Here is a 24395-nt window from a genome sequence, read left to right as displayed (position 1 = left end):
CCCCACACACCCGCACCCGAAACCGAACGCACCCCGCCAAAAGCAGCGCTCAGCGCAACGCTTCGGCGACTTCCCGCGCCGCGTCGACCACCCGCGGCCCCACCCTCTCCGGGACGGAGTCCGCGAGCATCACCACACCCACACTGCCCTCGACACCCGTCACACCGATGAGCGGCGCGGCGGCCCCGCTGGCACCCGCCTCCAGCTCGCCGTGCGTCAGCGTGTACCCGGGATCGACGGACGGCGACTGGCGCGCGGAGAGAATCGCCTTGCCCGCGGCTCCCCGGTCCAGCGGATGCCGGAAACCGGCGCGGTAGGCCACGTGATAGTCCGTCCACGACGGCTCGACCACGGCGACGGCCAGCGCCTCCGTCCCGTCCACCAGCGTCAGATGCGCCGTCGCCCCGATGTCCTCGGCGAGCGAGCGCAGCGCGGGCAGCGCGGCCTCCCGTACCAGCGGATGCACCTGTCGGCCGAGCCGCAGCACCCCGAGCCCGACCCGGGCTCGCCCGCCCAGATCACGGCGTACGAGCGCGTGCTGCTCCAGCGTGGCGAGCAACCGGTACACCACGGTCCGGTTCACGCCGAGTTTGTTGGAAAGCTCGGTGACGGTCAGGCCATGGTCCGTGTCGGCCAGCAACTTGAGGACACGTAGTCCCCGGTCGAGCGTCTGGGAGGTCTCCGCGGTCACGACGCCCACTCCTTTGGTGGTGAGGTCGGCAACCTCTGGGCGGCGGATGCGTGACCGAGTCCCGTCGGCGACGCGCTTCAGAGGCCGCCGATCGGCAGGACGGCCCGGCGGCTCCGGACCATGTCGCTTCACGGCTGCGCTCCGCGGCGGCGCTGCCACGGGGCGTGTGCGTAGCGGGACAGTAGCGAAGCCGGTTCGCTGAGCGGAAGCCTCCGTCCAGAATCCGGTCAAGGGCGGGGACGGACTGCCAGCATTCGTCCGCATACACGCACGGACGCGATACCCACACGGACGTGGGGTCACCTCATGCGGGTGGCCCACTCCTGAACCTTGGCGATCCGCTGCCGCAGCTGTCCCGCGGTCGCCTCCGCACTCGGCGGCCCCCCGCACACCCGCCGCAGCTCGGTGTGGATCACCCCGTGCGGCTTGCCGCTCTGGTGGACGTACGCGCTGACCATCGTGTTGAGCTGCTTGCGCAGCTCCATCATCTCCTTGTGGCTGACCACCGGCCGCCGCTCGGCGGGCAGTTCGAGCAGGTCGGCCTCGGAGTCCGGCTTCTTGCGGCTGTGCGCGATCTGCCGGGCCTGCCGCTTCTGCAGCAGCAACTGCACCTGCTCGGGCTCCAGCAGCCCGGGAATGCCGAGGTAGTCCTGCTCCTCCTCGCTCCCGGGGTGGGCCTGCATCCCGAACTCGGCACCGTCGTACAGCACCCGGTCGAAGACGGCGTCGGACTCCAGCGCCTCGAAGGGCAGCATGTCCTGCTCGCCGGTGTCCTCGTCCTGCTGCTTGTTCGCCTCGTCCATCTCCTTCTCGGACTCGGCGTAGGGGTCCTCCTCACCCTCCTTCTTCGGCTTGTCGAGGGCGTGGTCCCGCTCCTTCTCCATCTCGTTGGCGAAGGTCAGCAGGTCGGGCACGGTCGGCAGGAACACGGAGGCGGTCTCGCCGCGCCGCCGGGACCGCACGAAACGCCCGACGGCCTGCGCGAAGAACAGCGGAGTCGAGATGGTGGTGGCGTACACCCCCACCGCGAGCCGGGGCACGTCGACGCCCTCGGACACCATCCGCACCGCGACCATCCAGCGGTCGTTGTTGCCGCTGAACTCGTCGATCCTGCTCGAGGCGCCGGCGTCGTCGGACAGCACCAGAGTCGCCTTGGAGCCGGTGATCTCCCGGATCAGCTTGGCGTACGCCCGCGCCGAGTCCTGGTCCGAGGCGATGACCAGCGCACCCGCGTCCGGGATGGCCTTCCTGACCTCGGTCAGCCGCTGGTCGGCGGCGCGCAGCACGCTCGGCATCCAGTCGCCGCGCGGATCGAGCGCGGTACGCCAGGCCTGGCTGATCGCGTCCTTGGTCATCGGCTCGCCGAGCCGGGCGGCGATCTCGTCACCGGCCTTCGTACGCCAGCGCATGTTGCCGCTGTAGCTGAGGAAGATCACCGGCCGGACGACATGGTCGGCGAGGGCGTTGCCGTACCCGTAGGTGTAGTCGGCTGCCGACCGCCGGATCCCGTCCGTCCCCTCCTCGTACGTGACGAAGGGAATGGGGTTGGTGTCGGACCGGAACGGCGTACCGGTCAGCGCGAGCCGGCGGGTCGCGGGCTCGAACGCCTCCAGACACGCCTCGCCCCAGGACTTGGAGTCACCGGCGTGGTGGATCTCGTCGAGGATCACGAGCGTCTTGCGCTGCTCGACCCGGTTGCGGTGCAGCATGGGGCGCACGCCGACACCGGCGTACGTGACGGCGACCCCGTCGTAGTCCTTGCCGAGCGGGCCCGCGCTGTACTCGGGGTCGAGCTTGATCCCTATCCGCGCGGCGGCCTCGGCCCACTGCTTCTTCAGGTGCTCGGTCGGCGCGACCACGGTCACCTGCTGCACGACGTGGTGGTGCAGCAGCCAGGAGGCGAGGGTCAGCGCGAAGGTCGTCTTGCCGGCGCCGGGCGTGGCGACCGCGAGGAAGTCACGCGGCTGCTCCTGGATGTACTTCTCCATCGCCCCCTGCTGCCAGGCACGCAGCTTGCTGGCGGTACCCCAGGGCGCGCGGCCCGGGAAGGCGGGCGAGAGGTGGTGGGAGTGCGTCGAGGAAGCGGCGGTGGTAGTCACGGTCTCCGTGGATGGGGGGTCGAATCGAAGGGGCCGCACGCTGGGGTCCCCCCAGGCTTTCGGCGCTGGGGGAGCGTCGGTCAGGGTGGTGGCGGGTGACGGGCGGGCGGCTCGGCTACGTATGACAACCGGGCCACCCTACCGGCGCCCCACCCCCGTCAACGCCCGGACGAGGCCGGGTCACCCGCGGGTGGGACCCACGTCACAACTGCCGCAGCCGCCCCGCGATCCGGGGAATGTCGCTGAGGTCGCCGGAAGCCACGTCGATGACCAGGTCGTATGCGATGTCCTGGTCGACGTCGGCGAGATCGACCCCGTTGCGGGCGAGGAAGGTGGCCGTGGCCAGCCAGGCGGTGCGCTTGTTGCCGTCGACCAAGGGGTGGTTGGCGGCGAGGGCGTGCAGCAGGGCGGCGGCCTGCTCGTACAGGTCCTCGTAGGCGGCCGTGCCGAACATCCGGGCGCGGGGCCGGTGCACGGCGGAGGCCAGCAGCCCGGGTTCCCGCGCCTCGGGCGGTCGGCCGCCGAAGGCGATCTCGGCGATGGCGGTGACGTCGGCGACGGTGAGGTGGCGGCTCATTCGCCCAGCCTCCGCAACAGGCCGGCGTGGCGCAGCGCGAGACGCTCGGCGTGGGTGCGGACGGCCGCCCCTTCCTCGTCCAGACACCGGCGTACGGCCTCCAGCACCACCTCCTCGGTACGGCGCCCGGACGCGTCCGCGAGGTCGTCCAGCGCCTGCCGGAGTGCAGGGTCGAGGGAGAGGGTCAGCTCGTGCATGCGGGAAGGCTCGTGCATGCGGGAAGGCTAGAGCCAGGCGGCATCGCTCGGCGATCGATTTGCCGCAGGCTCACCGCTCCCGCAGCCGCGTCGTCACCCACGCCCCCACCAGCGCCACCCCCGCCATTGGCAGGAACACGGCGGCGAAGGCGGCGGGCCGGGTGGGGTCGGCCGTCGTGGCCGAGGTGCTGCCGCCGCCCAGGGCGGCGAAGGCGGCGCCGGTCGCGGCCAGGAGGACCACGTTGGACAGGGCGTCGGAGATCTGCAGGGCGGCGGAGTTGGCGCCGGCCTCCTCGGGGGCGGACAGCTGGAGCAGGAGCACGCTGGCCGAGGCGATCACCAGCCCCATGCCGAAGCAGCCGAAGGCCCAGGCGACGGCGACGGTCCAGACGGGCACGGCCTGCACGAGGACGCTCGGCGCGGTGACGATCGCGGCGGCGACCAGCACCATCCCGACCGTCATCAGCCGGTCCCGGTACCGCTCCATGCGCGGCCTGGACTGCACCCACGAGCCCAGCGCCCATGTCACCCCGCCCGCGGCAAGCGAGAACCCGGCCAGCGTCGGCGACAGCCCCCGCTGGGTGACCAGCATCAGCGGGACGAAGGACTCCGCGGCGATGAAGGACCCGGCGGCCACCCCGCGCAGCAGCACGACGGAGGGCAGCCCGCGGGCGGCGCGGTAGGTGCCGCGCGGCAGCAGGCCGCGGACGGCGGGCACGAGCAGGGCGGCCCCGGCGAGGCCGGGGAGCACGGAGAGCCAGCGCAGGTCCTGGGCGGCGTACTGGAGGAGTCCCGCACCGAGGGAGACGGCGAGGGCGAGCCGGATTCGGCGCCGGTCGAAGGAGCCGGAGTCCTCGCTGCCGGCCACCGGGCCCGACGCCCTCCGCCGTATCTGCGGCAGCGCCAGCGCGAGCGGAAAGACGACCAGCACCGGAATGCCGAGGAAGACCCACCGCCAGCCGAGGTGCTCCGTCACGGCGCCCGAGGCGAGGGGGCCGACGATGGACGGTACGACCCACCCGGCGGCGAAGGCCGCCATGATCGCGGGCCGCAGCCGCTCGGGGTAGGCACGGCCGACGACGACGTACAGCGCGACGATGACCAGCCCGCCGCCGAAGCCCTGCACGGCCCGGCCCAGGATGAACACCCACATGCTCTGCGCCGTCCCGGCGACGACGAGCCCCGCGGCGAAAGCCGCGATCCCTGAGGTCAGCGCCCCGAGCGGGCCCTTGCGATCGGACCACTGCCCGGCCAGCACCATTCCGAAGAGGCTGGTCGTGAAGTACCCCGAGAAGGCGAACGCGTACTGCGCCACGCCGTCCAGTTCCCGCGCCGCGACGGGCATCGCCGTCCCTACGGCGGTCGCCTCGAAGGCGATGAGCAGCACGACGGACACGATCCCGACACTGAGCGCCCGATAGGCCCGGCTCAGCACACCGCCGGCTCTGCCGGCGGCATCATCCACAACTGCGGTGTCAGGGGACTCGAGGGCACTCATGCTCGCCAGCGTAAGGCCCACAACGGCACGTGACCCCTGTCGGTGGTCCCGCCCCACCTGCGACCTTGGTCGTACGCCCGCCGTTTCATGAACGCGGTGTGGCAGTCCCATTGCAGCGGCGGGGTTTCCCTTGAACCCCTCTCTCGCCGCCCCGTACGTTCATTCCACGAAACACGGCCGTGTGCCCGAGTGGTTCAGGGGCTCGCCTGCGCTGCATCCATCAGCGAGCTCCGCGCGGGGAGTTACGCGGGTGCGATTCCCGCCACGGCCGAACAACAGAAGATGATCACGGCCGTGTGCCCGAGTGGTTTAGGGGCTCGCCTGCAAAGCGAGTTACGTGGGTTCGATTCCCGCCACGGCCTCCACTGCCTGACCAGGCGAGACGAAGGGCGGCACCCGCGCAGGGGTGCCGCCCTTCGGGTTCGTCCGTCCCGGTTGCCGGCTCGATGGGCCGCAACCCGGGAGATCCGTGTTCGTTTCTCCGTGCGGACCCGAGAAACGCGGTTCGCCCGAGCCGGTGCGGCGGGCGGCTGTGTGCCGAACCCACGGTGGAGGACCACACCATGCTGACGACCGAGTACGTGCCGGGCGCTCCGAACTGGCTGGATCTGGGGAGCCCGGACACCGACGCGAGCGCCGCCTTCTACTCCGCCGTCTTCGGCTGGGACTTCCGGTCGGCGGGACCGGAGGCGGGCGGCTACGGCTTCTTCCAGCAGGACGGGAAGACGGTCGCGGGCCTCGGTCCGCTGACCGAAGAGGGGGCGAGCCCCTCCTGGACGGTGTACTTCCACACGCCGGACGCCGACGCCACCGCCAAGGCCGTGGAACAGGGGGGCGGCCGGGTCCGGGTCGCTCCGGCGGACGTCTTCTCCTTCGGGCGGACGGCTGCCTTCACCGACCCCACGGGCGCGGACTTCGCCGTCTGGCAGCCGGGCGAGACGAACGGCCTGGAGGCTGTCGGCGTCCCCGACAGCCTGTCCTGGGTGGAGCTCTACACCTCCGACGCCGACGCGGTGAAGGCGTTCTACGGGTCGGTCTTCTCCTGGCGGATGAACGATGTACGGATGGGCCCGGAGCTGACGTACACGGTTCTGGCCCCGTCCGGTGCCGGCGAGGAGGGGAACCACGGCGGGCTGATGCAGCTGCCCCGGGAGAACCTCGACGCCGGATCGACGCCGGAGTGGCATCCGTACTTCGAGGTGAGCGACTGCGACGCCACATTCACCAAGGCCACCGCTGCCGGAGCCACCGTCCTCATCCCGACCACCGACGCGCCGGGGGTCGGCCGCTTCGCCATGTTCCTCGACCCCGCCGGTGCCCCCTTCGCCATCATCAAGAGCGCCATGGGCTGAGAGTCCGGTCTCGGCGCCGCACGCCTCAGAGGACCCCGCCCGCCTCGTCCTGGAACAGTTCCGTCCAGTAGTGCCAGTCGGTGTTCCGGGACGGGGCCGTGGGGTCGATCGAGGCCAGGGTCCGGATCATCGCCGCGGCCAGTTGGTCGTAGGCGTCCGTGGTCAGTTCGTTGCCCAGGTGTTCGTCGATCGTGCGCTCGTGGTGCAGGAGCCAGAGGGTGAAGGCCAGGGTGGAGACGTCGGTGTTCAGGGGGTAGAGCGTCGCCTCCGGCTCGCTGAAGGTGAGGATCGCGCCCGTTCTGCCGTCGATCACCAGGCTGTTGTCCTCGACCAGGTAGCCGAGGCGGATCAGGTGGTCGGAGTGGGCCGGGAGATCCTCCAGTGGGTAGTCCTCGGCCCGCTCGCCGGTGAAGTACTCGGTGAGGGTCGGCAGCGGGACGTCCGTGTCGGCGTGGAAGAGGACCGCCTCCTCCGGCAGGCCCGTCTCGCGCAGGAAGCGGCGGGTCGGCTCGTGGGTGAGCGTGGTGGGGAAGTCCACCTCCTCGAAGCGGGCCACCCGGCCGTGGCCGAACTCCTGGTCCAGGACGCGGCCGGGGACGTCCAGGGTGAGGCCGGAGGTCGTGCCGGGGCCGGCGATGAGGGCGAGCGGGCGGATCAGCGCCGCCGCCTTCCAGTACGGCGGGACCTCGCCGTCCGTGCCCTCCTCGAACAGCGTCAGGAGGCGGCGGGAGGCCTCGGTCACCGTCTTGGGGCCGTACTGACCCGACAGCGAGGAGAAACGGCCTCGCAGGCCCGCGAGTTCCTCCGTGACGGCGGCGAAGCGCAGGAGGGTGTCGAGGGAGGGGGCGAAGGGGCGGGGGTCGGACGGGGCGAAGAGGTACGCGGTCGTGAGCTCGCCCGTGTCGCCGTCGAGCAGGATCGACTCGCGCTCCATGCCCGCGGGGTTGAGGAGTTCGCCTATCACCAGGCGGCCGCGCAGCTCCTCCGCCAGGTGGAAGGGGCCGTCCGTGGCGTCACCGAAGGTGCGCAGGCCGTGCGTGCGGAGCGGGGAGAACGTCAACAGGTCGGTGTCCGTGGGCAGTCCGGGGCCCGTGAGCAGACCGCGCGTCGGCCCGTGCGTGACGTACCGGTCCAGCTCCGCCTCGGTCAGCGTGATCGCCGGCACCCCGGCATCGGTCGTGCTCATCGCTCCCCCGCGATCTTCCTCGGTGCGTCGGTCCCTGGGCTGGGCATGCCCGGCCGCCCTCCGGCTTCCCTCGGAAAGCGGCGGTCCCCCCACTGCCCGGAACACTACGCCGCACCACTGACAACGCCCGTCGGAAAGGACGTCGGGCGCCCCTTGCCCGTTCCACTCCCGCCAGGAGTCACGCGGCCGTCGACCGGCCGGACGTCATCACCCCGGTGATGACGACGCCTCCGCCCCTCAGGTGAAGTAGATGCCGCCCAGCACGACCGCCAGGGCCGCCACGGCGAAGATCAGGATCCACAGGAACAGCTTGCCCACGCTGGGCGGGGGTTCGTAGCGCGGTTCCTCGGGGGGCGTGGTCACGGGGTCACCACCGCGGCCTGCGGCCGGATCGGGAGGCGGTTGACCGGGCGGCCCGTCGCCGCGCGCACGGCCGAGGCGATCGCCGCCGGTGACGTCACCACCGGGACCGCGCTGACCGACTTGGCACCGAAGGGGGCGACCACGTCCCGCTCCTCGACCAGCTTCACGATCCGGATGTCCGGCGCGTCCAGCGCGGTCGGCAGGGCGTAACCGGTCAGGTCGGGGTGGCGGATCAGGCCGCGCGGCGTCCGCAGGTTCTCGGTGAGGGCGATGCCCACGCCCTGGGTGACGCCCGCCTCGATGCGCGAGGCCAGCTGCGCCGGGTTCAGCACCCGGCCCACGTCCTGGGCGACCGCCAGCTCGACCACCCGGACCGAGCCGAGTTCGATGTCCACGTCCACCACCGCGCGGATCGCGCAGAAGGCGAGGCCGACGAAGGCGTCGCCCTGGCCCTCGGCGTCGAGCGGCTCGGTGGGGTGCGGGCGGCACTGGGCGGTGGCCCACAGCTCCTTGCCGTCCAGCGCCTCGGTGACGGTGGTCGACAGCACGCCGTCGTACGAGGTGATCTTGCCGTCGGTGATCTGGAGCAGCTCCGTCGACATGCCGAACTTGTGCGCCAGGGGCTGCAGCAGTTGCGTGCGGACCATCTTGGCCGCGCGTTCCACCGCGCCGCCGGAGACCCAGGTGTGGCGGCCGCGGCAGCCCGCGCCGGCCGGGGGCTGGTCGGTGTCGACCGGTGCCACGTGCACCTCGTCGATGCCGAGCGTGTCCTGGACGATCTGGCGGGCGAGGGTGGTGAAGCCCTGCCCCGTCTCCACGGCCGCGCACAGCACGGTCGCGACACCGTCGTGGACCTTCACGGTCGCCGTGGAGACCTCGTCGGCGCCCTCGGCGCCGAGCATGTGCACCATGCCCAGGCCGTAGCCGACGCCCCGGCGCACCGCGCCCGGCTCGCCCGCGCCCTCGGGGCCGCCGGGCAGCAGCCAGTCCTCCTCGGGCGTGTCCTTGGGCAGGGCCGGGAGGGGGTAGTCGCGGACCGCCTGGAGGAGTTCGGCCACCGGCGCCGGGCAGGTGACCGTCTGGCCGATCGGCAGGACGTCCCCGGTCGCGAGCACGTTGCGCAGGCGCAGCTCCGCCGGGTCCTCGCCCAGCTTCTTCGCGAGCTTGTCCATCTGCGCCTCGTAGGCGGCGCACACCTGCATGGCGCCCTCGCCGCGCACATGGCCGGAGGGCGGGTTGTTGGTGCGCACGGCCCAGCCCTCGATGAAGGCGTTCGGGACGACGTACGGGCCGCAGGCGAAGGAGACGGCGGCGGCGAGGGACTCGGCGGAGGTGTCGGCGTAGGGGCCCGCGTCGAGGAGGATCTGCGCCTCGACCTTGACCAGCCTGCCGTCGGCGTCGGCGTGGTGACGGTAGCGCAGCAGGGTCGGGTGGCGGTGGGCGTGGCCGAGGAAGGACTCCTCGCGGGTGGCCGTGAGCTTCACCGGGCAGCCGGTCTTGAGGGCGAGCAGGCCGAGCGGGAGCTGGAAGCCCTGGTCCTCGCGGTCGGCGGTGGCGCCCGGCACCCCGGTGACCACGATCTTCACCCGATCAGGGGACAGGCCGTAGCAGGCCGCGGCCGTGTTGCGGTCGGTGTGCGGGTCGGTGGAGGCCAGGTACAGCTCCACGCCGCCGTCGGGCCGCGGCACGGCGAGACCGGCCTCGGCACCGATGGGGGCCGGGTCCTGGCGGCCGATGCGGTACAGGCCCTCGACGACGACCTCCCCGACCGCGTCCGGGTCGCCGTGGCGCAACGGGATGTGCCGGATCAGGTTGCCGTCGGGGTGCAGGGGCTCGGCCTCGAAGGCCTGCTCCGGGTCGGTGATCGGGTCGAGCACCTCGTACTCGACGATGACGGCGGCGGCGGCCATCCGCGCGGTGTCCGGGTGGTCGGCGGCGACGGCCGCGATGGGCTCGCCGTGGTGGCGCACGACCTCGGAGGCGAACACCGGGCGGTCGGGCGTGCCCCGGCCGTACCGGGGGGTCCCTGGCACGTCCTCGTGGGTGACGACGGCCCGTACGCCGGGCATCTCGCGCGCGTGGGTGGTGTCGATGGACACGATGCGCGCGTGCGCGTGCGGGGAGCGCAGGACGGCCGCCCACAGCAGGCCCTCGGCCCACAGGTCGGCCGCGTACGGGAAGGTGCCCTCGGTCTTGGCACGGGCGTCGGCGTGCGGCAGCGAGGCGCCGAGGCCGTGCGGCAGCGGCTCGGCCGCCGGGGCCGCTTCGGCCGCGGTGGTCGCGGTGGCGGCTTCGTTGCTCACGCCTGGCCTCCGTCCTGGCCGTAGTGCTGCTCGTGCGGTCCCGGTGTACCGAAGGTGCCGGGACTGTCGAAGACACCGGGTGTCTCGAACGCCGACGGGTTGACGCCGCCGGAGCCCGGGCCCGCCTGGTGCGGAATACGTGCCTCGTCCGCGGCCGTCTCAGCGGCGGCGCCGGTGTGCGCCTCGCGTTCGGCGACGACTTCCCCGACGGCGTCCAGGACGCCCCGGTAGCCGGAGCAGCGGCACAGGTTGCCGCACAGGGCCTGCCGGGTCTCCAGCTCGGTCGGCGCCGGGTTGCCCTCCAGCAGGTCGTGCACGGTCATCGCCATGCCCGGCACGCAGAAACCGCACTGCACGGCACCGCACCGGGCGAGCGCCCGCTGCACGTCGGAGGACTGCCCGTCGACGGCCAGGCCCTCGACGGTACGGACCTCGGCGCTGGCGGCGGTGACCGCCGGGACCAGGCAGGAGGCCACCAGGCGCCCGTCCACCTGCACGTTGCAGGCGCCGCACTCGCCCTGCGAGCAGCCGTCCTTGGCGCCGGCGAGGCCGAGCCGCTCCCGCAGGACGTACAGCAGGGACTCGCCGATCCAGGCGTCGGTGACGGGCCGGTCGGCGCCGTTGACGCGCAGGACGTACGAGGCGAGGGGGTGGTCGTCCTGCGGCCCCTGGGCGGCCTGGGCGGGGTCCTCGGGGTCGTCGTGCCCGGAGGCCGCCGGGTCCTCGGGGGCCGGGGCGTGTGCCGCGGGCTCGACGGGGTCCTCGGTCCCGGTGTCCTCCGGCTGGCCGGCCGGGTCCGCTTCGGCGGCTTCCGGCGCTGTGTCCGCCGTGTCGGCCGGGGGCACGGGGTCCGCCGGGGCCGGGGGTGCGGCCGTGTCCGGCGTTTCCACGGCCTCCTGTGCGGCCGTCGGGGCCGCGGGCTCGCCGTGCTGCGCCGGGCCGTCAGCGGGGCCCTCAGGGGCCTGTGCGGGCGCTGTGGCGGCGTACGGCGCCGTGGGCGCGTACTCCGGCGCCGGGGACGCGTCGGCCGTGCGGGGTTCGGCGCCGGGCTCCGGCTGCCCCCAGGGCCCGCCCGCGGTCTCCGTCGCCCAGGGCGCGGGCGCGCCGCCGGGCAGGGTGGCCGGCGGGGTGCCGCCCCACTGCTCGACCAGCGAGGACGTGGTGAACTCGCCCGACTCGTCGGGGAGATCGCCGCCGGCGACCGGGATGGACCACTGCCCGGTGACGTCGTGCCCCGGCCCGGACGGGGCCGCGGGCTCCTCGAAGGTCCACTGCTGGGTGGCCGCGGGGTGGTACGTGAACCGGTCGTCGGCCGCCTGTTCCTGGGGCACGGCGTTCGGGTCGGGCCACTGGTGGCCGTCGGCGGGCATGGTCCAGCTGCCGGTGGCGGACGGGTCGCTCGTCCCGTGGGTCGCCGTTATCTGCGGCGGCACGTAGCCGTGGCCGGGTGCGGCCAGCGGACTGTCACCGGACAGCAGGGCGTCGATGCCGCCCTCGGGGAGCTTGACGAAGGCGGTGGCGCCGTCGTCGTAGTCGCCCTGGGGCAGCGGGTCCCAGCGGCCGCCGCCCCCCTGGGGCGTGGCCTCTCCGTGCTGGTCGTCGGTCACGACAGCGCCCTCCCCAGTGCTCGTCGGGCCAGCGCGGCGACGGTGCGCCGCAGGTGCAGTACGGCGGGCGGAAGCGGGGCCACGGAACCGTCCGGCTCCGGGACGGGGTCGGGGATGCAGGCCGCGGCGACGTACTCCCCGAAGGCGTTAAGGGCCTCCGGGACGAGCGCGCGGTCGTTGTCCCAGTCGATGAGCCCGGCGACCCACTGCTCGGCCTCCAGGGGCCTGAGCGGCATCGGCGCTATGGCACCGACGGCACACCGCACCCCGCGCCGGGCCGGGTCGAGCACCAGCGCCACGGAGGCCACCGCACGGCCCGGGCCGGTGCGTCCGGTCGCCTTGAGGAAGACCTGCGGGGCGTGCAGCAGCGGCACGCGCACGTAGCCGATGAGCTCGCCGCCGCGCAGCATCTCCACGCCGGCCAGCAGGTGCGACACCGGGATCTCCCGGCGGGCTCCGCCCGGGCCCGCGATGATCAGCGTCGCCTCCAGGGCGGCCAGCACCGGCAGCGCGTCCCCGGTGGGGGCGGCGGTGGCGATGTTGCCGCCCAGGGTGCCCGCGTTGCGGATGTGCGGCGGGCCCGCGGCGCGCGCGGCGGCGGCGAGCGCCGGGATCAGGGCCGCGAAGTCGGGGCGGCCCATGCGCGCGTGGGTGAGGCCCGCGCCGAGCAGCGCGTGGCCGTCCTGGTACTGCCAGCCGCGGATCTCGCTGATCCGCCCGAGGCCCACCAGGGCGGCGGGCCTGAGCTGGCCGGAGTTGACGGCGGCCATCAGGTCGGTGCCGCCCGCCACGGGGACGGCCGTGGGCATGGCGGTGAGAGCCGCCACGGCTTCGTCCAGTGTCGTGGGCAGCGTGACGGCCTGCGCCGCCTGCGGTGCGTGCGTGGTCAAACCGGCTGCCCCTTCCCGCTGCCCCACCTGGTCCCTCCTGTGTGGCCGTACGGTACGTGCTCACAGGGCGGACGTGGCAACTCTGGCACATCTTCGCAAGACCCGAACGCGGGGGTCCGCTAGGAGGCATTCGCCCACCTCATCGGGGAGATGGTCCGCTTTCGCACGGCTTCAGCGGCATATTCCGATTGCCACTCTTCGGTGATCCCGACAGATTTTTTCCGTTATCTGTTCGGAGGCGGTCCCTCCAGCGGCCGGCCGAGCACACCGGGGCGCCGCTGCCACGGCCGCGGCCCGGTGGGCGGCCGGTAGGCGACGCCGAGGGCGTCGAGCCGCCCGTAGTGGGCGGCCATACGACGCTCGAAGTCCGCGAAGTCCCGCTCCTGCGGGGCGGGAAGCCGGCTCCAGGCGACCTCCGCGAAGGCGGCGAGCCTCGGGAACGTCTGGTAGTCCACGCGCGCGGCGTCCTCCATCACCTCGGTCCAGACGTTGGCCTGGGTACCCAGCACGTGACGGGCCTCCTCCTCGCTGAGCTGGGACGGAACCGGCTCGAACCGGTACACGTCCTCCAGGGTGCGCACGAAGCCGATCGGCACCGGCTCGTCCTCGCCCGGGGCCTGCCGGTGGTCCAGATAGACGTACTGCTCCGGGCACATGACGACGTCGTGCCCGGAGCGCGCGGCCGCGACACCGCCCCCGTAGCCGCGCCAGGAGGACACCGCCGCTCCCGGCGCGAGTCCGCCCTCGAGGATCTCGTCCCAGCCGATGAGCCGACGCCCGCGCGCGGTAAGCCACTTGTCGAAGTGCCCGATGAACCAGGACTGCAACTCGTCCTCGTCGGCGAGCCCGAGTTCCGTGATGCGGGTCTTGGCGGCCACCGACTCGCTCCACTGCTCCTTGCGGCATTCGTCGCCGCCGATGTGAATGAACTCCGACGGGAACAGCTCCAGGACTTCCTCGAACACCCCCTCGTAGAAGCGCAGGGTGGTGTCGGTGGGGGCGAGTACGTTGGACGAGATCCCCCAGGTGTCCCACACGGTCAGTGCGGTGGTGTCGATGACGTCGGTGTTGCCCAGTTCCGGATACGCGGCGACGGCGGCCTGCGAGTGGCCCGGCACGTCGATTTCCGGGACGACGGTGATATGCCGCTCGGCGGCGTAGGCGACGATCTCCCGGATGTCGTCCTGGGTGTAGTAACCCCCGTGCGGCTTCTCCTCCCACAGCGGCGAGGCCCGGTGTCCGAATTTCGTCCGCGCCCGCCAGGAGGCGACCTCGGTCAGCCTGGGATGGCGCCGGATCTCGACCCGCCAGCCCTGGTCGTCCGTCAGGTGGAAGTGGAAGACGTTGAGTTTGTGCGCGGCCATCAGGTCCAGGTAGCGCAGGACGCCTTCCTTGGGCATGAAGTGCCGGGCGACGTCGAGCATGAGACCGCGCCAGCGGAAGCGGGGGGAATCCTCGACGGTGACCCTCGGCAGGTCCCACTCCCGCCCCGGCCGCACCGGCGCCCGGCGGAACGCGTCGGGGCCGAGCAGCTGTCGGAAGGTCTGCGCTCCCCAGAAGACACCGGCCGCGCTGCCGCCCTGAATGCGGTACGGGCCGTCGTCGCCGACCAGCCGGTAGCCCTCCGGCGGCAGGTCGGGCTCGATGCTCAGCACGAGCCGGTCGGCGCCCTCGCCCACCTCCGGAAACGGCAGTCCGGTCGCGGCACCGACCGTGGCGCGCAGCCAGCGCGCGACGCCCTCCGTGCCCGGCCGCGCCTCAAGGGCCGTGCCACTGCCGAGGCTCGTACGGCCGGCGATGTTCCGGGAACAGCGCGCCGGAGCCGGAATCAGATCCACCTTGTCAGTCACGTCAGTCCTTAACCGCTCCGCCCAGCCCCGAGACCAGGCGTCGCTGTACGAGTACGAAGAAGACCAGCAGGGCCACCGGCAGGGTCGACTGCGAGGTGCCGCCGATGACGAAGGACTTGGCGAACAGGAAGTCGTTCCAGGCCGGGATGAAGGAAAACACGCTCGTGGCCACCAAGCCCGGGAAAACGAGCGGGAAAAGGATCTGCCAGAGGAATCTCCCGCGGCTCGCCCCGTCCAGGTACGCGGCCTCCTCCAGCGCTTCCGGCACGGCTTTCACGAACCCCCTCAGCTTGATCAACAAGGTGGTCCGGAAGCGGAAACGGAATCGCGCCGCGGCGGTCGCGGCGAGAAACGCGATCGCCGCCGAGGCGATCACCACACTGCCCGCCACCACCACGCTGTTGGCGAAGTAACGGCCGAATTCCTGCTGCCCGAAGACCCGTCGGACCGAGTCCAGGGACGGCGACAGCGTCCACGGCCGGGGCCGGGGCCGGTCGGACTCGATCTGCAACGAACCGCCACGGCCGCGCCACACGCACCCGAAGAAGATTCACAGCTCCTCCCCCTCACGGCGCAGGATCCGCAGGTAACCCAGCGCCACGGTGAGCAGGATCAGCAGCATCACCACAGGAGCTCCAACTGCTCCGGACCGCCAGTGAAGTTGATCCCCTTGACCCTCCGCCACCTGGCCTCAGATTGCAGTACATGCAATGAACGTTTTGCTCTGCACAACACCATGGAGGCTATGGACAACATGAACATGGCGACAAGAGGTCTCAACCACTCTGTGACCAGAAAGCACAAAGGCCCCCGGGACGCGTCTCGACGCGTCCCGGGGGCCTTGCCGTCCTCAGCCGGGCGGGGAGATCCCTACTTCTTGTCGCCGCCCTTGTCGTCGCCGCCGCTGCCCATGGACTCGTAGATCTCCTTGCACATGGGACACACGGGGTACTTCTTCGGGTCGCGGCCGGGCACCCACACCTTGCCGCACAGCGCCACGACGGGGGTGCCGTCGAGGGCGCTCGCCATGATCTTGTCCTTCTGGACGTAGTGGGCGAAGCGCTCGTGGTCGCCGTCGCCGTGGGACACCTGTGGCGTCGGCTCTACGAGGGTCCCCGTACCAGTCCCGCGCTCGGGCTCAAGAGTGCTCATATCAGCAAGAGTACTGAAGCTCACAGGCATCAGTTGAGCGATGGGTCGTCCGGGTACGTGGCCACCATCGCCAGCTCGTTGCGCTGGCGGCGGAGCACTTCGCGCCAGAGTCGCTCCGGGGCCGGCGAGGACACGTCGCCCGGCTCGGACTCGACGACGTACCAGGCGCCCTCCACCAGCTCGTCCTCCAGCTGACCGGGGCCCCAGCCGGCGTATCCGGCGAAGATTCTCAGCGAGCCGAGGGCCGAGGCGAGCAGCTCCGGCGGGGCCTCCAGGTCGACCAGGCCGATCGCGCCGTGCACCCGCCGCCAGCCGAGCGGGGCGCGGTCCCCGTTGGCGCCGCCCGGGATGACCGCGACGCCGAGCGCCGAGTCCAGCGAGACGGGTCCGCCCTGGAAGACCACGCCGGGCTCGCCCGCGAGATCGGCCCAGCCCTCCAGGATGTCGCCCACGTCCACCGGGGTGGGGCGGTTGAGGACGACACCGAGAGAGCCCTCCTCGTCGTGGTCGAGAAGGAGCACCACCGCACGGTCGAAGTTCGGGTCCGCCAGGGCGGGCGTGGCCACGAGCAGCCGCCCTGTGAGCGAGGACACCTCGGTCATGCCAGACATGATCCCGCATCTTTCCCCGGTGTGGGGAGCCAATCGGGGTGTGGGAGTGAACGCAGCTTGAATGGGGTGGTGCGGCCCCACAGGGCCCCGTTCGAGGGCGGCGGCGGGAAGCGGGCGGGCGCATGGGCGCAAGCCCCGCGCACGGTGACCCCATGTGCCCGATGCGGAACGGTTCGTGTTGTGACACAGCTATGACGTGGCTGGGCGGTACTTGGGCTTACGGCAGGGGGGCGATCGGCGATTACCCTGTCTCTCCGGCCCCCGCGCTAAGTGATCGGCCGGCCCCTGCCCGACTCATCGGAACGCGAGATACATGACCGTCAACGACGATGTCCTGCTTGTCCACGGCGGAACCCCGCTGGAGGGCGAGATCCGTGTCCGCGGTGCGAAGAACCTCGTACCGAAGGCCATGGTCGCCGCCCTGCTGGGCAGCGCGCCGAGTCGACTGCGCAACGTTCCGGACATCCGTGACGTGCGCGTCGTACGCGGCCTGCTGCAGCTGCACGGGGTGACGGTCCGACCGGGTGAGGAGCCCGGTGAGCTGGTACTCGATCCGACCCATGTGGAAAGCGCGAACGTCGCTGACATCGATGCCCACGCGGGTTCCAGCCGTATCCCGATCCTCTTCTGCGGTCCGCTGCTGCACCGTCTCGGCCACGCCTTCATCCCGGGCCTCGGCGGCTGCGACATCGGCGGCCGGCCCATCGACTTCCACTTCGACGTGCTGCGGCAGTTCGGTGCGACCATCGAGAAGCGCGCGGACGGCCAGTACCTGGAGGCGCCGCAGCGGCTGCGCGGTACGAAGATCCGGCTGCCGTACCCGTCCGTCGGCGCGACCGAGCAGGTGCTGCTGACGGCCGTACTGGCCGAGGGCGTCACGGAGTTGTCCAACGCGGCCGTCGAGCCGGAGATCGAGGACCTCATCTGCGTTCTGCAGAAGATGGGCGCGATCATCGCGATGGACACCGACCGCACGATCCGCATCACCGGTGTGGACAGCCTCGGCGGATACACCCACCGCGCCCTGTCGGACCGTCTGGAGGCCGCCTCCTGGGCCTCGGCGGCCCTCGCGACCAACGGCAACATCTACGTCCGCGGCGCCCAGCAGCGCTCGATGATGACGTTCCTGAACACCTACCGGAAGGTGGGCGGTGCCTTCGAGATCGACGACGAGGGCATCCGCTTCTGGCACCCGGGCGGCCAGCTGAAGTCCATCGCGCTGGAGACGGACGTGCACCCCGGCTTCCAGACCGACTGGCAGCAGCCGCTGGTGGTGGCCCTGACGCAGGCCACGGGCCTGTCCATCATCCACGAGACGGTGTACGAGTCCCGGCTCGGCTTCACCTCCGCGCTCAACCAGATGGGCGCGCACATCCAGCTCTACCGCGAGTGCCTGGGCGGCTCCGACTGCCGCTTCGGCCAGCGCAACTTCCTGCACTCCGCGGTCGTCTCGGGACCGACCAAGCTGCAGGGCGCCGACCTGGTCATCCCCGACCTGCGCGGCGGCTTCTCGTACCTGATCGCGGCCCTCGCGGCCGAGGGCACCTCCCGGGTCCACGGCATCGAACTGATCAACCGCGGCTACGAGAACTTCATGGAGAAGCTGATGGAGCTCGGGGCGAAGGTGGAGCTGCCGGGCAAGGCACTCGGCTAGCAGGGGTTTCGAGCAGAACCACGATGGGGCGGCACCCGGAAGACCGGGTGCCGCCCCATCAGCGTCCTACTGCCCTGTGCCGTCCCGTGGACACAGGAACGGCAAGGTCACTTACCCTTGGCCGCTTCCTTGAGCTTGGAGCCCGCGGAGACCTTCACGCTGAAGCCGGCCGGGATGTTGATGGGCTCACCGGTCTGCGGGTTGCGCGCGGTACGAGCGGCACGGTGGGTGCGCTCGAAGGTCAGGAAGCCGGGGATGGTGACCTTCTCGTCGCCCTTGGAGACGATGTCGCCGACGACCTCGGCGAACGCGGCCAGCACGGCGTCGGCGTCCTTGCGGGTCACCTCGGCACGGTCGGCCAGCGCGGCCACCAGCTCACTGCGGTTCATGTTGTTACTCCCGTGTTCTTCTTGCCGTTGAGGCGTGAGGTGAGATCGATGCCGATGCGCTCGCGCCCAGAGACGCATCCTGCCCCTACCTGCGGCGGGAAAGCCAATCCGGCACCCGTAGGAGTCGTGAGAACACCCTAGGGAGTCACACGAAAAGCGCCTGCTCGGCCGTCACCCTAGAGGGCACCCGCCGGTGGGGGGTTCCACGACGCGCCGGTGCGGGGGCTGCCGTGTCGATCCTCACAGCCCCTGCACAGTCGGTCTCACAGCATCTGAACCCTACGGTACGAACGGCTAGGACGCCGCTCCGACCGCCTTGGCCGCGTCGCGCACCGCTCCGGCGACCGCGCCCGCGACCTTGTCGTTGAAGACGCTCGGAATGATGTAGTTCGGGTTCAGCTCGTCCTCGGTCACCACGTCGGCGAGGGCCTTCGCGGCGGCGAGCATCATCTCGGTGTTGACCGTGCGGGACTGCGCGTCCAGCAGACCGCGGAAGACACCCGGGAAGACCAGCACGTTGTTGATCTGGTTCGGGAAGTCGGAGCGGCCGGTGGCCACAACAGCCGCCGTCTGGCGGGCGATTGCGGGGTCGACCTCGGGGTCCGGGTTCGCGAGCGCGAACACGATGGCACCCTCGGCCATGGCGGCCACGTCGTCGCCGTCGAGGACGTTCGGGGCGGAGACGCCGATGAAGACGTCGGCTCCGCGCACGGCCTCCTTCAGGGTGCCGGTCAGGCCCTCGGGGTTGGTGTTGTCGGCGATCCAGCGCAGCGGGGAGTCGGCCGGGGCGTCCACCAGGTCCGCGCGGTCGGCGTGCACGACGCCCTGGATGTCGGCGACGACGGCGTTCTTCAGGCCCGCCGCGATCAGCAGCTTGAGGATGGCCGTACCGGCCGCGCCGGCGCCGGACATGACGACCCGGATGTTCTCGATCGCCTTGCCGGTGACGCGAAGTGCGTTGGTCAGGGCGGCGAGGACGACGATCGCGGTGCCGTGCTGGTCGTCGTGGAAGACGGGGATGTCGAGGGCCTCGCGCAGGCGGGCCTCGATCTCGAAGCAGCGGGGCGCGGAGATGTCCTCGAGGTTGATGCCGGCGAAGCCGGGGGCGATCGCCTTGACGATCTCGACGATGGCGTCGGTGTCCTGGGTGTCCAGGCACAGCGGCCAGGCGTCGATGCCGGCGAAGCGCTTGAAGAGGGCCGCCTTGCCCTCCATGACGGGCAGCGCGGCCTTGGGGCCGATGTTGCCGAGGCCCAGCACGGCGGAGCCGTCCGTCACGACCGCAACCGAGTTGCGCTTGATGGTGAGGCGGCGTGCGTCCTCGGGGTTCTCGGCGATCGCCATGCACACGCGGGCCACACCCGGCGTGTAGATCATCGAGAGGTCGTCACGGTTGCGGATCGGGTGCTTGGACTGCATCTCGATCTTGCCGCCGAGGTGCATCAGGAACGTACGGTCGGAGACCTTGCCGAGCGTGACGCCCTCGATGCCGCGGAGCTTCTCGACGATCTCGTCGGCGTGCGTGGTCGAGGTGGCCGCGATGGTGACGTCGATACGGAGCTTCTCGTGGCCGGACGCGGTGACGTCGAGGCCCGTGACCGAGCCTCCGGAGGACTCCACGGCGTTGGTGAGCTGCGAGACGGCTGTTCCGCTCGCGGGCACCTCCAGCCGGATAGTCATCGAGTAGGAGACGCTGGGCGCCGTTGCCATGGCCGACTTCCTCTGCTTTCACCGTGTCGCGAGTTGTGCCGTCCGATCGTCGCACCTACCGGTGAGTACGTGATAGCCGCCCTGAATTGCGGACGTTTTGTTCACGGCGGGTGCGTGATTTCGGAAAATCACTTCCACCATACGAGATTAGATCAGGCAATGAAAGAGGCCCACATCACAGGGTGATGTGGGCCTCCCACACGTTCATGACACCGGCCCGCCATGCTCGCCTCGCGGCAAGTGGTCCCTCTGAGGGACGAAGGTTGGGCCCGGGGGCTTGGATCGGGCCGGTGCCACACCAAGGCTAACAAACGGATCCCGTAAGGCCATTCCCGTCGGCCGACTTCACAGCTTTCAGTCCCGCAGCAGGTCGGGCACCCCCGCCGCGTCCGGTTCGTCCCGCTCTCCCGAGACCACCGTCAGCTGCTGGGTGGCCCGGGTCAGCGCCACGTACAGCACCCGCAGGCCGGCCGGGGACTCGTCGGCGATCTCCGCCGGGGACACGACGACCGTCGCGTCGTACTCCAGGCCCTTGGCCTCCAGGCTGCCGAGCGCCACCACCCGGTCGCCGAGCCCGGCCAGCCAGCGCCGGGCCTCCTCGCGCCGGTTCATCGCGACGACCACGCCGACCGTACCGTCCACCAGGCCGAGGAGCCGCTCGGCCGCCGCGCGCACGGTCTTCTCCAGGGAGTCCCGTACGACGGTGAAGCGAGGCTCGACCCCGGTGGACCGTACGGCGGACGGCGCCTCGGAGCCGGGCATGGCGAGGGCGAGCACCCTGGCGGCCAGCTCGGCGATCTCGGCCGGGTTGCGGTAGTTCACGGTGAGCTGGAAGCGGCGCCGGGGGCGGGTGCCGAGGGCCTCGTCACGGGCCTCGCCCGCCTCGTCCGGGTCGGACCAGGAGGACTGCGCCGGGTCGCCGACGACCGTCCAGGTGGCGTGCCGGCCGCGGCGGCCGACCATGCGCCACTGCATCGGCGTGAGGTCCTGCGCCTCGTCCACGATGACGTGTGCGTACTCGGTGCGCTCCTGCGCGAGACGCTCGGCTCTCTCGCGCTGGGTCTCCTCGCGCACCGGCATCAGCTCCTCCAGGCCGGTGAGCTGGTCCAGCGGATCGAGGTCGCGCCTCTTCTTAGGCCGGGGCGGGGCGCCGAGGATCGCCTGGAGCTCGTCGAGCATGGCGATGTCGTGGACGGTGTACCCGTCCCGCTTCAGCGAGCGGGCGACCCTGCGGACCTCGCCGGGGTTGAGGATCCGGCGGGCCCAGCGGCCGAGCCGCCGCTCGTCGGCCATGGCGGCGAGGACCCCCTTCGGGGTCAGCTCGGGCCACCAGGCGTCGAGGAAGGCGATGAAGACGTCCTCGCCGGCGACGTCCTCGTCGAAGGAGGAGCGCAGCTCGGCGGCCAGCTCCGGGTCGGAGTGCCGGCCGGCCGCGCCGGACTTCGCCCACAGGGCGTCCAGGAGCAGCTTGCGGGCGCGCGGGCGGAGCAGGTTGACCGGCGCGGTGCCGCCCAGGGCGGTGCGGCGGATACGTTCCAGCTCGGCGGCCTCCAGTTCGAGGCGGCGCCCGAAGGCGACGACGCGGAGGCGGGACGGGGGGCCGTCGAAGGCCTGCTGTTCGTTGTCCTCGTCGAGGGCGAGCTGTCCCACCGGAGCGGCCGGCCCCAGCTCCAGCGCGCCCCGGGCGGCCTTCCGCAGCACCTTCAGCATCCGGTAGGAGCCCTTGGCACGGGCCGCGGACGGGGAGTCGTACAGCGCGGCCTCCACGCCGTCGACGAGGGAGCCGATCGCGCGGATGGCGACCTGGCCCTCCTCGCCGAGCGAGGGCAGCACGCCCTCCGTGTAGGCGACCAGCAGCGGGGTCGGCGAGACGATCAGGATGCCGCCCGCGTAGCGTCTGCGGTCCTGGTAGAGCAGGTAGGCCGCGCGGTGCAGGGCGACCGCGGTCTTGCCGGTGCCCGGGCCGCCCTCGACGTACGTGACGGAGGCGGCGGGCGCGCGGATGACCAGGTCCTGCTCGGCCTGGATGGAGGAGACGATGTCCCGCATGGTGTGACTGCGGGCCTGACCGAGGGCGGCCATCAGGGCGCCGTCGCCGATGACGGGCAGCTCGCGGTCGCCGAGGAACGCCGTCAGCTCCGGGCGCATCAGGTCGTCCTCGACCCCGAGGACCCGGCGGCCCTTGGAACGGATGACCCGGCGCCGGACGACCCGGCCGGGGTCCTTCGGGGTGGACCGGTAGAAGGGCGCGGCAGCCGGTGCCCGCCAGTCGATGACCAGCGGCGAGTAGTCCTCGTCGAGCACGCCGATCCGGCCGATGTGCAGGGTCTCGGCGATGTCGGCGGTGTTGTCGGGCCGGACCGCGCCCTCGGCCGGCTCCACCGCCGTGTACGCCCCGTCGGGGCCCTTCTTGCCGTCCCTGCCGAGCAGCAGGTCGATCCGGCCGAAGAGGAAGTCCTCGAACTCGTTGTTGAGCCGGTTCAGGTGGATACCGGCCCGGAAGACCTGGGCGTCCCGCTCGGCGAGCGCTCCGGGTGTGCCGACCTGGCCGCGCTTGGCCGCGTCGTTCATGAGGAACTCCGCCTCGTGGATCTTTTCCTCGAGGCGTCGGTACACCCGGTCGAGGTGTTCCTGTTCGACGCTGATCTCCCGGTCCCGGACCGAGTCGAGCGCGGTTTCCTGCTGAGCCTGAGCGGCCACCGGGCCCCCTTCTGACGTGCTGGGCAGCCGTCAACCGTACGCGAAGGGGGCCCACAGAGGCTACGCGTCCACCTGGACGAGCTTCTTCCCGTCGAACGTCACGACCTCGAAGTGGTCGATCTCGTTCGGCTTGAGGGCCGTGCCACCGCCGATGTAGAGCGGGTTCTTGGCCTCCGGCGTCTTGGCGTCCGGAATGCCGTAGCCCCACTTCGGGACGGACCAGGAGCCCAGCGTCTGGCGCTCGCCGTTCTTGGCGACGGCGACCAGGGAGCACTTGAGCGGCCCCTTGATGCCCTTGAGCTCGAGGACCGTCGAGGTGCCCCAGTTCTTCTCGCCCATGGCGACGGTCGCGCTGGCGCCGGTCGTGCTGTCCGTGCCCGAGACCTTGTCTGGCAGCTGGTTGAAGGTCGTCTGGGCCGTGGCCGCCAGCGGCGTGGCGGTCTGCCCCGAGTCGCCTCCGCCGCTCGTCGCCATGACGGCCACGGGGCCCGCGATGATCAGCGCGGCAGCGGCCGCGACCAGGTAGAAGCCCTTGCGCCGCTTCAGCGCACGGCGCTCGGAGACCTCGTCGACCAGCTTCTCGACCAGTCTTGGGCTCGGCTTGGCGGACAGCGACTCGCCGATCGCGGGCGTGCTGCCGGAGCCGGGCAGGTCCGCGAGGGCGGCCAGCATCGGCTCCATCCCGGCCAGCTCGTCCAGCTGCTGGGCGCACCACTCACAGCCCGCGAGGTGGGCCTCGAAAGCGGTTGCCTCGGCGTCGTCGAGGATCCCGAGGGCGTAGGCGCCGACGGTTTCGTGCTCGTTCGGAGCCTGTGATCCCTGCATGGACCCAGACATACCCGAACCACCCGTGCCGAACCCCCCGTACATGCTCATCACGCCGTCACCCCCCGCTCCTCCAGTGCCAGCTTCATCGACCGAAGGGCGTAGAAAACCCGAGAACGGACGGTTCCACTGGGTATGCCCAGGGTTTCGGCCGCCTCGTTGACGGTACGCCCCTTGAAGTACGTCTCGACGAGCACTTCCCGGTGGGCCGGGGTCAGGTCGTCGAGCGCGTCAGACAGCGTCATCAGCCACAGCGCCTTGTCGATCTCGTCCTCCGCGGGGATGACCTCCAGCGGCGACGGATCGACCTCCTGCGGCCGGGCCTGCCGGCTGCGGTGGCCGTCGATGACGATGCGGCGCGCGACCGTCACCAGCCAGGGGCGTACCGAACCGGTCGCCCGATTGAGCTGACCGGCGTTCTTCCAGGCACGGATGAGCGTTTCCTGCACGACGTCCTCGGCGCGCTGCCGGTCTCCGGCGACCAGCCTGAGGACATACGCAAGCAGAGGTCCGGCGTGCTCGCGATACAGCGCACGCATCAGCTCCTCATCCGGTTCCGAGGGCTGTGAGGACATGCGATGTCGGGCCCTCGTTCCACGTTCATTGGCCACGGCCGCATCCTTGCGCACGCCCACCTCCGGTGTCCGGGGGTTCCCCCAGTCGGTCGCTCGCCCACCTGTACGGACAGGTGCGACGTGATGTTCAAAGCGAGCTGGGATTTTTCTCGAGAGGGGCGTGACG

The 24395-nt window shown here is 71.5% G+C and carries 21 protein-coding genes and 2 tRNA genes; 4 read left to right on the top strand and 19 right to left on the bottom strand.

Annotated elements, in window-relative coordinates:
• Nucleotides 1–49: 49 nt before the first annotated feature.
• The 5 genes from ACIF83_RS00435 to ACIF83_RS00415 form a co-directional block, all read right to left on the bottom strand.
• Nucleotides 50–691 carry an IclR family transcriptional regulator gene (locus ACIF83_RS00435; protein ID WP_399722471.1) on the bottom strand — a complete coding sequence of 214 codons (642 nt, stop codon included), beginning with the start codon at nucleotides 689–691 and terminating at the stop codon, nucleotides 50–52.
• Between the two features lie 299 nt (nucleotides 692–990).
• Complete coding sequence (locus tag ACIF83_RS00430; RefSeq protein ID WP_393463879.1) at nucleotides 991–2790, bottom strand: DEAD/DEAH box helicase; 1800 nt, start codon at nucleotides 2788–2790, stop codon at nucleotides 991–993.
• A 202-nt stretch (nucleotides 2791–2992) separates the two neighbouring features.
• Entirely contained in the window at nucleotides 2993–3367 is a 375-nt protein-coding gene (locus tag ACIF83_RS00425) for a type II toxin-antitoxin system death-on-curing family toxin (protein WP_393463876.1), read from the bottom strand.
• The gene (locus ACIF83_RS00420; protein WP_399722468.1) at nucleotides 3364–3582 is read right to left on the bottom strand and encodes a hypothetical protein; all 219 of its coding nucleotides are present in this window, start codon (nucleotides 3580–3582) and stop codon (nucleotides 3364–3366) included. Before ACIF83_RS00420 ends, ACIF83_RS00425 begins: the two co-directional genes overlap by 4 nt.
• A 52-nt stretch (nucleotides 3583–3634) precedes the next feature.
• Complete coding sequence (locus ACIF83_RS00415; RefSeq protein ID WP_393463870.1) at nucleotides 3635–5062, bottom strand: MFS transporter; 1428 nt, start codon at nucleotides 5060–5062, stop codon at nucleotides 3635–3637.
• Nucleotides 5063–5237: 175 nt separating this feature from the next.
• On the opposite strand from ACIF83_RS00415, the gene ACIF83_RS00410 reads away from it, so the two are divergent.
• The 3 genes from ACIF83_RS00410 to ACIF83_RS00400 all read left to right on the top strand — a co-directional run bounded on the left by ACIF83_RS00410 (nucleotide 5238) and on the right by ACIF83_RS00400 (nucleotide 6414).
• Nucleotides 5238–5333 (top strand) — tRNA-OTHER (locus tag ACIF83_RS00410).
• A 19-nt stretch (nucleotides 5334–5352) separates the two neighbouring features.
• Nucleotides 5353–5427 (top strand) — tRNA-Cys (locus ACIF83_RS00405).
• Nucleotides 5428–5625: 198 nt separating this feature from the next.
• Complete coding sequence (locus ACIF83_RS00400) at nucleotides 5626–6414, top strand: VOC family protein (protein ID WP_399722463.1); 789 nt, start codon at nucleotides 5626–5628, stop codon at nucleotides 6412–6414.
• 25 nt (nucleotides 6415–6439) lie between these two features.
• Here ACIF83_RS00400 and ACIF83_RS00395 read toward each other — a convergent pair whose 3' ends face one another.
• The 9 genes from ACIF83_RS00395 to ACIF83_RS00355 all read right to left on the bottom strand — a co-directional run bounded on the left by ACIF83_RS00395 (nucleotide 6440) and on the right by ACIF83_RS00355 (nucleotide 16367).
• Nucleotides 6440–7600, bottom strand: a complete 1161-nt coding sequence (locus tag ACIF83_RS00395; protein ID WP_393463864.1) for an SUKH-4 family immunity protein — start codon at nucleotides 7598–7600, stop codon at nucleotides 6440–6442.
• A 237-nt stretch (nucleotides 7601–7837) separates the two neighbouring features.
• Nucleotides 7838–7963: a hypothetical protein gene (locus ACIF83_RS00390; RefSeq protein WP_393463861.1), complete on the bottom strand. Its 126-nt coding sequence runs from the start codon at nucleotides 7961–7963 to the stop codon at nucleotides 7838–7840.
• On the bottom strand, nucleotides 7960–10266 hold the full coding sequence (locus ACIF83_RS00385) for a xanthine dehydrogenase family protein molybdopterin-binding subunit (RefSeq protein WP_398139028.1): 2307 nt from the start codon (nucleotides 10264–10266) through the stop codon (nucleotides 7960–7962). The genes ACIF83_RS00390 and ACIF83_RS00385 overlap by 4 nt, the downstream gene beginning before the upstream one ends.
• The gene (locus tag ACIF83_RS00380; RefSeq protein WP_399722459.1) at nucleotides 10263–11873 is read right to left on the bottom strand and encodes a 2Fe-2S iron-sulfur cluster-binding protein; all 1611 of its coding nucleotides are present in this window, start codon (nucleotides 11871–11873) and stop codon (nucleotides 10263–10265) included. The genes ACIF83_RS00385 and ACIF83_RS00380 overlap by 4 nt, the downstream gene beginning before the upstream one ends.
• A complete protein-coding gene (locus tag ACIF83_RS00375; protein WP_399722456.1) occupies nucleotides 11870–12763 on the bottom strand; it encodes an FAD binding domain-containing protein in 894 nt (297 codons plus the stop codon). Before ACIF83_RS00375 ends, ACIF83_RS00380 begins: the two co-directional genes overlap by 4 nt.
• Nucleotides 12764–12987: 224 nt before the next feature.
• Nucleotides 12988–14613 (bottom strand): beta-N-acetylhexosaminidase, encoded by a 1626-nt coding sequence (locus ACIF83_RS00370; protein ID WP_399722453.1) that lies wholly within the window; start codon nucleotides 14611–14613, stop codon nucleotides 12988–12990.
• Between the two features lies 1 nt (nucleotide 14614).
• Nucleotides 14615–15124: an ABC transporter permease subunit gene (locus ACIF83_RS00365; RefSeq protein WP_399722450.1), complete on the bottom strand. Its 510-nt coding sequence runs from the start codon at nucleotides 15122–15124 to the stop codon at nucleotides 14615–14617.
• A gap of 359 nt (nucleotides 15125–15483) precedes the next feature.
• Nucleotides 15484–15765 carry a DUF3039 domain-containing protein gene (locus tag ACIF83_RS00360; RefSeq protein ID WP_031159440.1) on the bottom strand — a complete coding sequence of 94 codons (282 nt, stop codon included), beginning with the start codon at nucleotides 15763–15765 and terminating at the stop codon, nucleotides 15484–15486.
• 29 nt (nucleotides 15766–15794) lie between these two features.
• Nucleotides 15795–16367: a YqgE/AlgH family protein gene (locus ACIF83_RS00355; protein ID WP_186581645.1), complete on the bottom strand. Its 573-nt coding sequence runs from the start codon at nucleotides 16365–16367 to the stop codon at nucleotides 15795–15797.
• Between the two features lie 322 nt (nucleotides 16368–16689).
• Here ACIF83_RS00355 and murA point away from each other — a divergent pair, with 322 nt between their 5' ends.
• Nucleotides 16690–18030, top strand: coding sequence for a UDP-N-acetylglucosamine 1-carboxyvinyltransferase (gene murA / locus ACIF83_RS00350; protein ID WP_393463844.1), 1341 nt, complete (start codon nucleotides 16690–16692; stop codon nucleotides 18028–18030).
• A gap of 107 nt (nucleotides 18031–18137) precedes the next feature.
• Here the strand turns inward: murA and ACIF83_RS00345 are convergent, their stop codons facing one another.
• From ACIF83_RS00345 to ACIF83_RS00325, 5 genes are all read right to left on the bottom strand, one after another.
• The gene (locus ACIF83_RS00345) at nucleotides 18138–18419 is read right to left on the bottom strand and encodes an HU family DNA-binding protein (RefSeq protein ID WP_018549700.1); all 282 of its coding nucleotides are present in this window, start codon (nucleotides 18417–18419) and stop codon (nucleotides 18138–18140) included.
• A gap of 294 nt (nucleotides 18420–18713) precedes the next feature.
• Nucleotides 18714–20129 (bottom strand): NAD-dependent malic enzyme, encoded by a 1416-nt coding sequence (locus tag ACIF83_RS00340; protein WP_393463840.1) that lies wholly within the window; start codon nucleotides 20127–20129, stop codon nucleotides 18714–18716.
• 354 nt (nucleotides 20130–20483) lie between these two features.
• Nucleotides 20484–22829 (bottom strand): HelD family protein, encoded by a 2346-nt coding sequence (locus ACIF83_RS00335; RefSeq protein ID WP_399722444.1) that lies wholly within the window; start codon nucleotides 22827–22829, stop codon nucleotides 20484–20486.
• A gap of 60 nt (nucleotides 22830–22889) precedes the next feature.
• On the bottom strand, nucleotides 22890–23654 hold the full coding sequence (locus tag ACIF83_RS00330; RefSeq protein ID WP_393463834.1) for a zf-HC2 domain-containing protein: 765 nt from the start codon (nucleotides 23652–23654) through the stop codon (nucleotides 22890–22892).
• A gap of 50 nt (nucleotides 23655–23704) precedes the next feature.
• Nucleotides 23705–24289, bottom strand: coding sequence for a sigma-70 family RNA polymerase sigma factor (locus ACIF83_RS00325; RefSeq protein WP_079071569.1), 585 nt, complete (start codon nucleotides 24287–24289; stop codon nucleotides 23705–23707).
• Nucleotides 24290–24395: the final 106 nt, after the last annotated feature.

Source organism: Streptomyces sp. NPDC085866, assembly GCF_044541035.1.
Classification (GTDB): domain Bacteria; phylum Actinomycetota; class Actinomycetes; order Streptomycetales; family Streptomycetaceae; genus Streptomyces.
This window is presented reverse-complemented; position numbering and strand designations above follow the sequence as displayed.

What these genes read in the sequence shown, in the direction of transcription:
- ACIF83_RS00425 (WP_393463876.1), bottom strand. Translation starts at nt 3,367, where the DNA reads ATGAGCCGCCACCTCACCGTCGCCGACGTCACCGCCATCGCCGAGATC.
- ACIF83_RS00420 (WP_399722468.1), bottom strand. Translation starts at nt 3,582, where the DNA reads ATGCACGAGCCTTCCCGCATGCACGAGCTGACCCTCTCCCTCGACCCT.
- ACIF83_RS00415 (WP_393463870.1), bottom strand. Translation starts at nt 5,062, where the DNA reads ATGAGTGCCCTCGAGTCCCCTGACACCGCAGTTGTGGATGATGCCGCC.
- ACIF83_RS00400 (WP_399722463.1), top strand. Translation starts at nt 5,626, where the DNA reads ATGCTGACGACCGAGTACGTGCCGGGCGCTCCGAACTGGCTGGATCTG.
- ACIF83_RS00395 (WP_393463864.1), bottom strand. Translation starts at nt 7,600, where the DNA reads ATGAGCACGACCGATGCCGGGGTGCCGGCGATCACGCTGACCGAGGCG.
- ACIF83_RS00360 (WP_031159440.1), bottom strand. Translation starts at nt 15,765, where the DNA reads ATGAGCACTCTTGAGCCCGAGCGCGGGACTGGTACGGGGACCCTCGTA.
- ACIF83_RS00355 (WP_186581645.1), bottom strand. Translation starts at nt 16,367, where the DNA reads ATGACCGAGGTGTCCTCGCTCACAGGGCGGCTGCTCGTGGCCACGCCC.
- murA (WP_393463844.1), top strand. Translation starts at nt 16,690, where the DNA reads ATGACCGTCAACGACGATGTCCTGCTTGTCCACGGCGGAACCCCGCTG.
- ACIF83_RS00345 (WP_018549700.1), bottom strand. Translation starts at nt 18,419, where the DNA reads ATGAACCGCAGTGAGCTGGTGGCCGCGCTGGCCGACCGTGCCGAGGTG.
- ACIF83_RS00340 (WP_393463840.1), bottom strand. Translation starts at nt 20,129, where the DNA reads ATGGCAACGGCGCCCAGCGTCTCCTACTCGATGACTATCCGGCTGGAG.
- ACIF83_RS00330 (WP_393463834.1), bottom strand. Translation starts at nt 23,654, where the DNA reads ATGCAGGGATCACAGGCTCCGAACGAGCACGAAACCGTCGGCGCCTAC.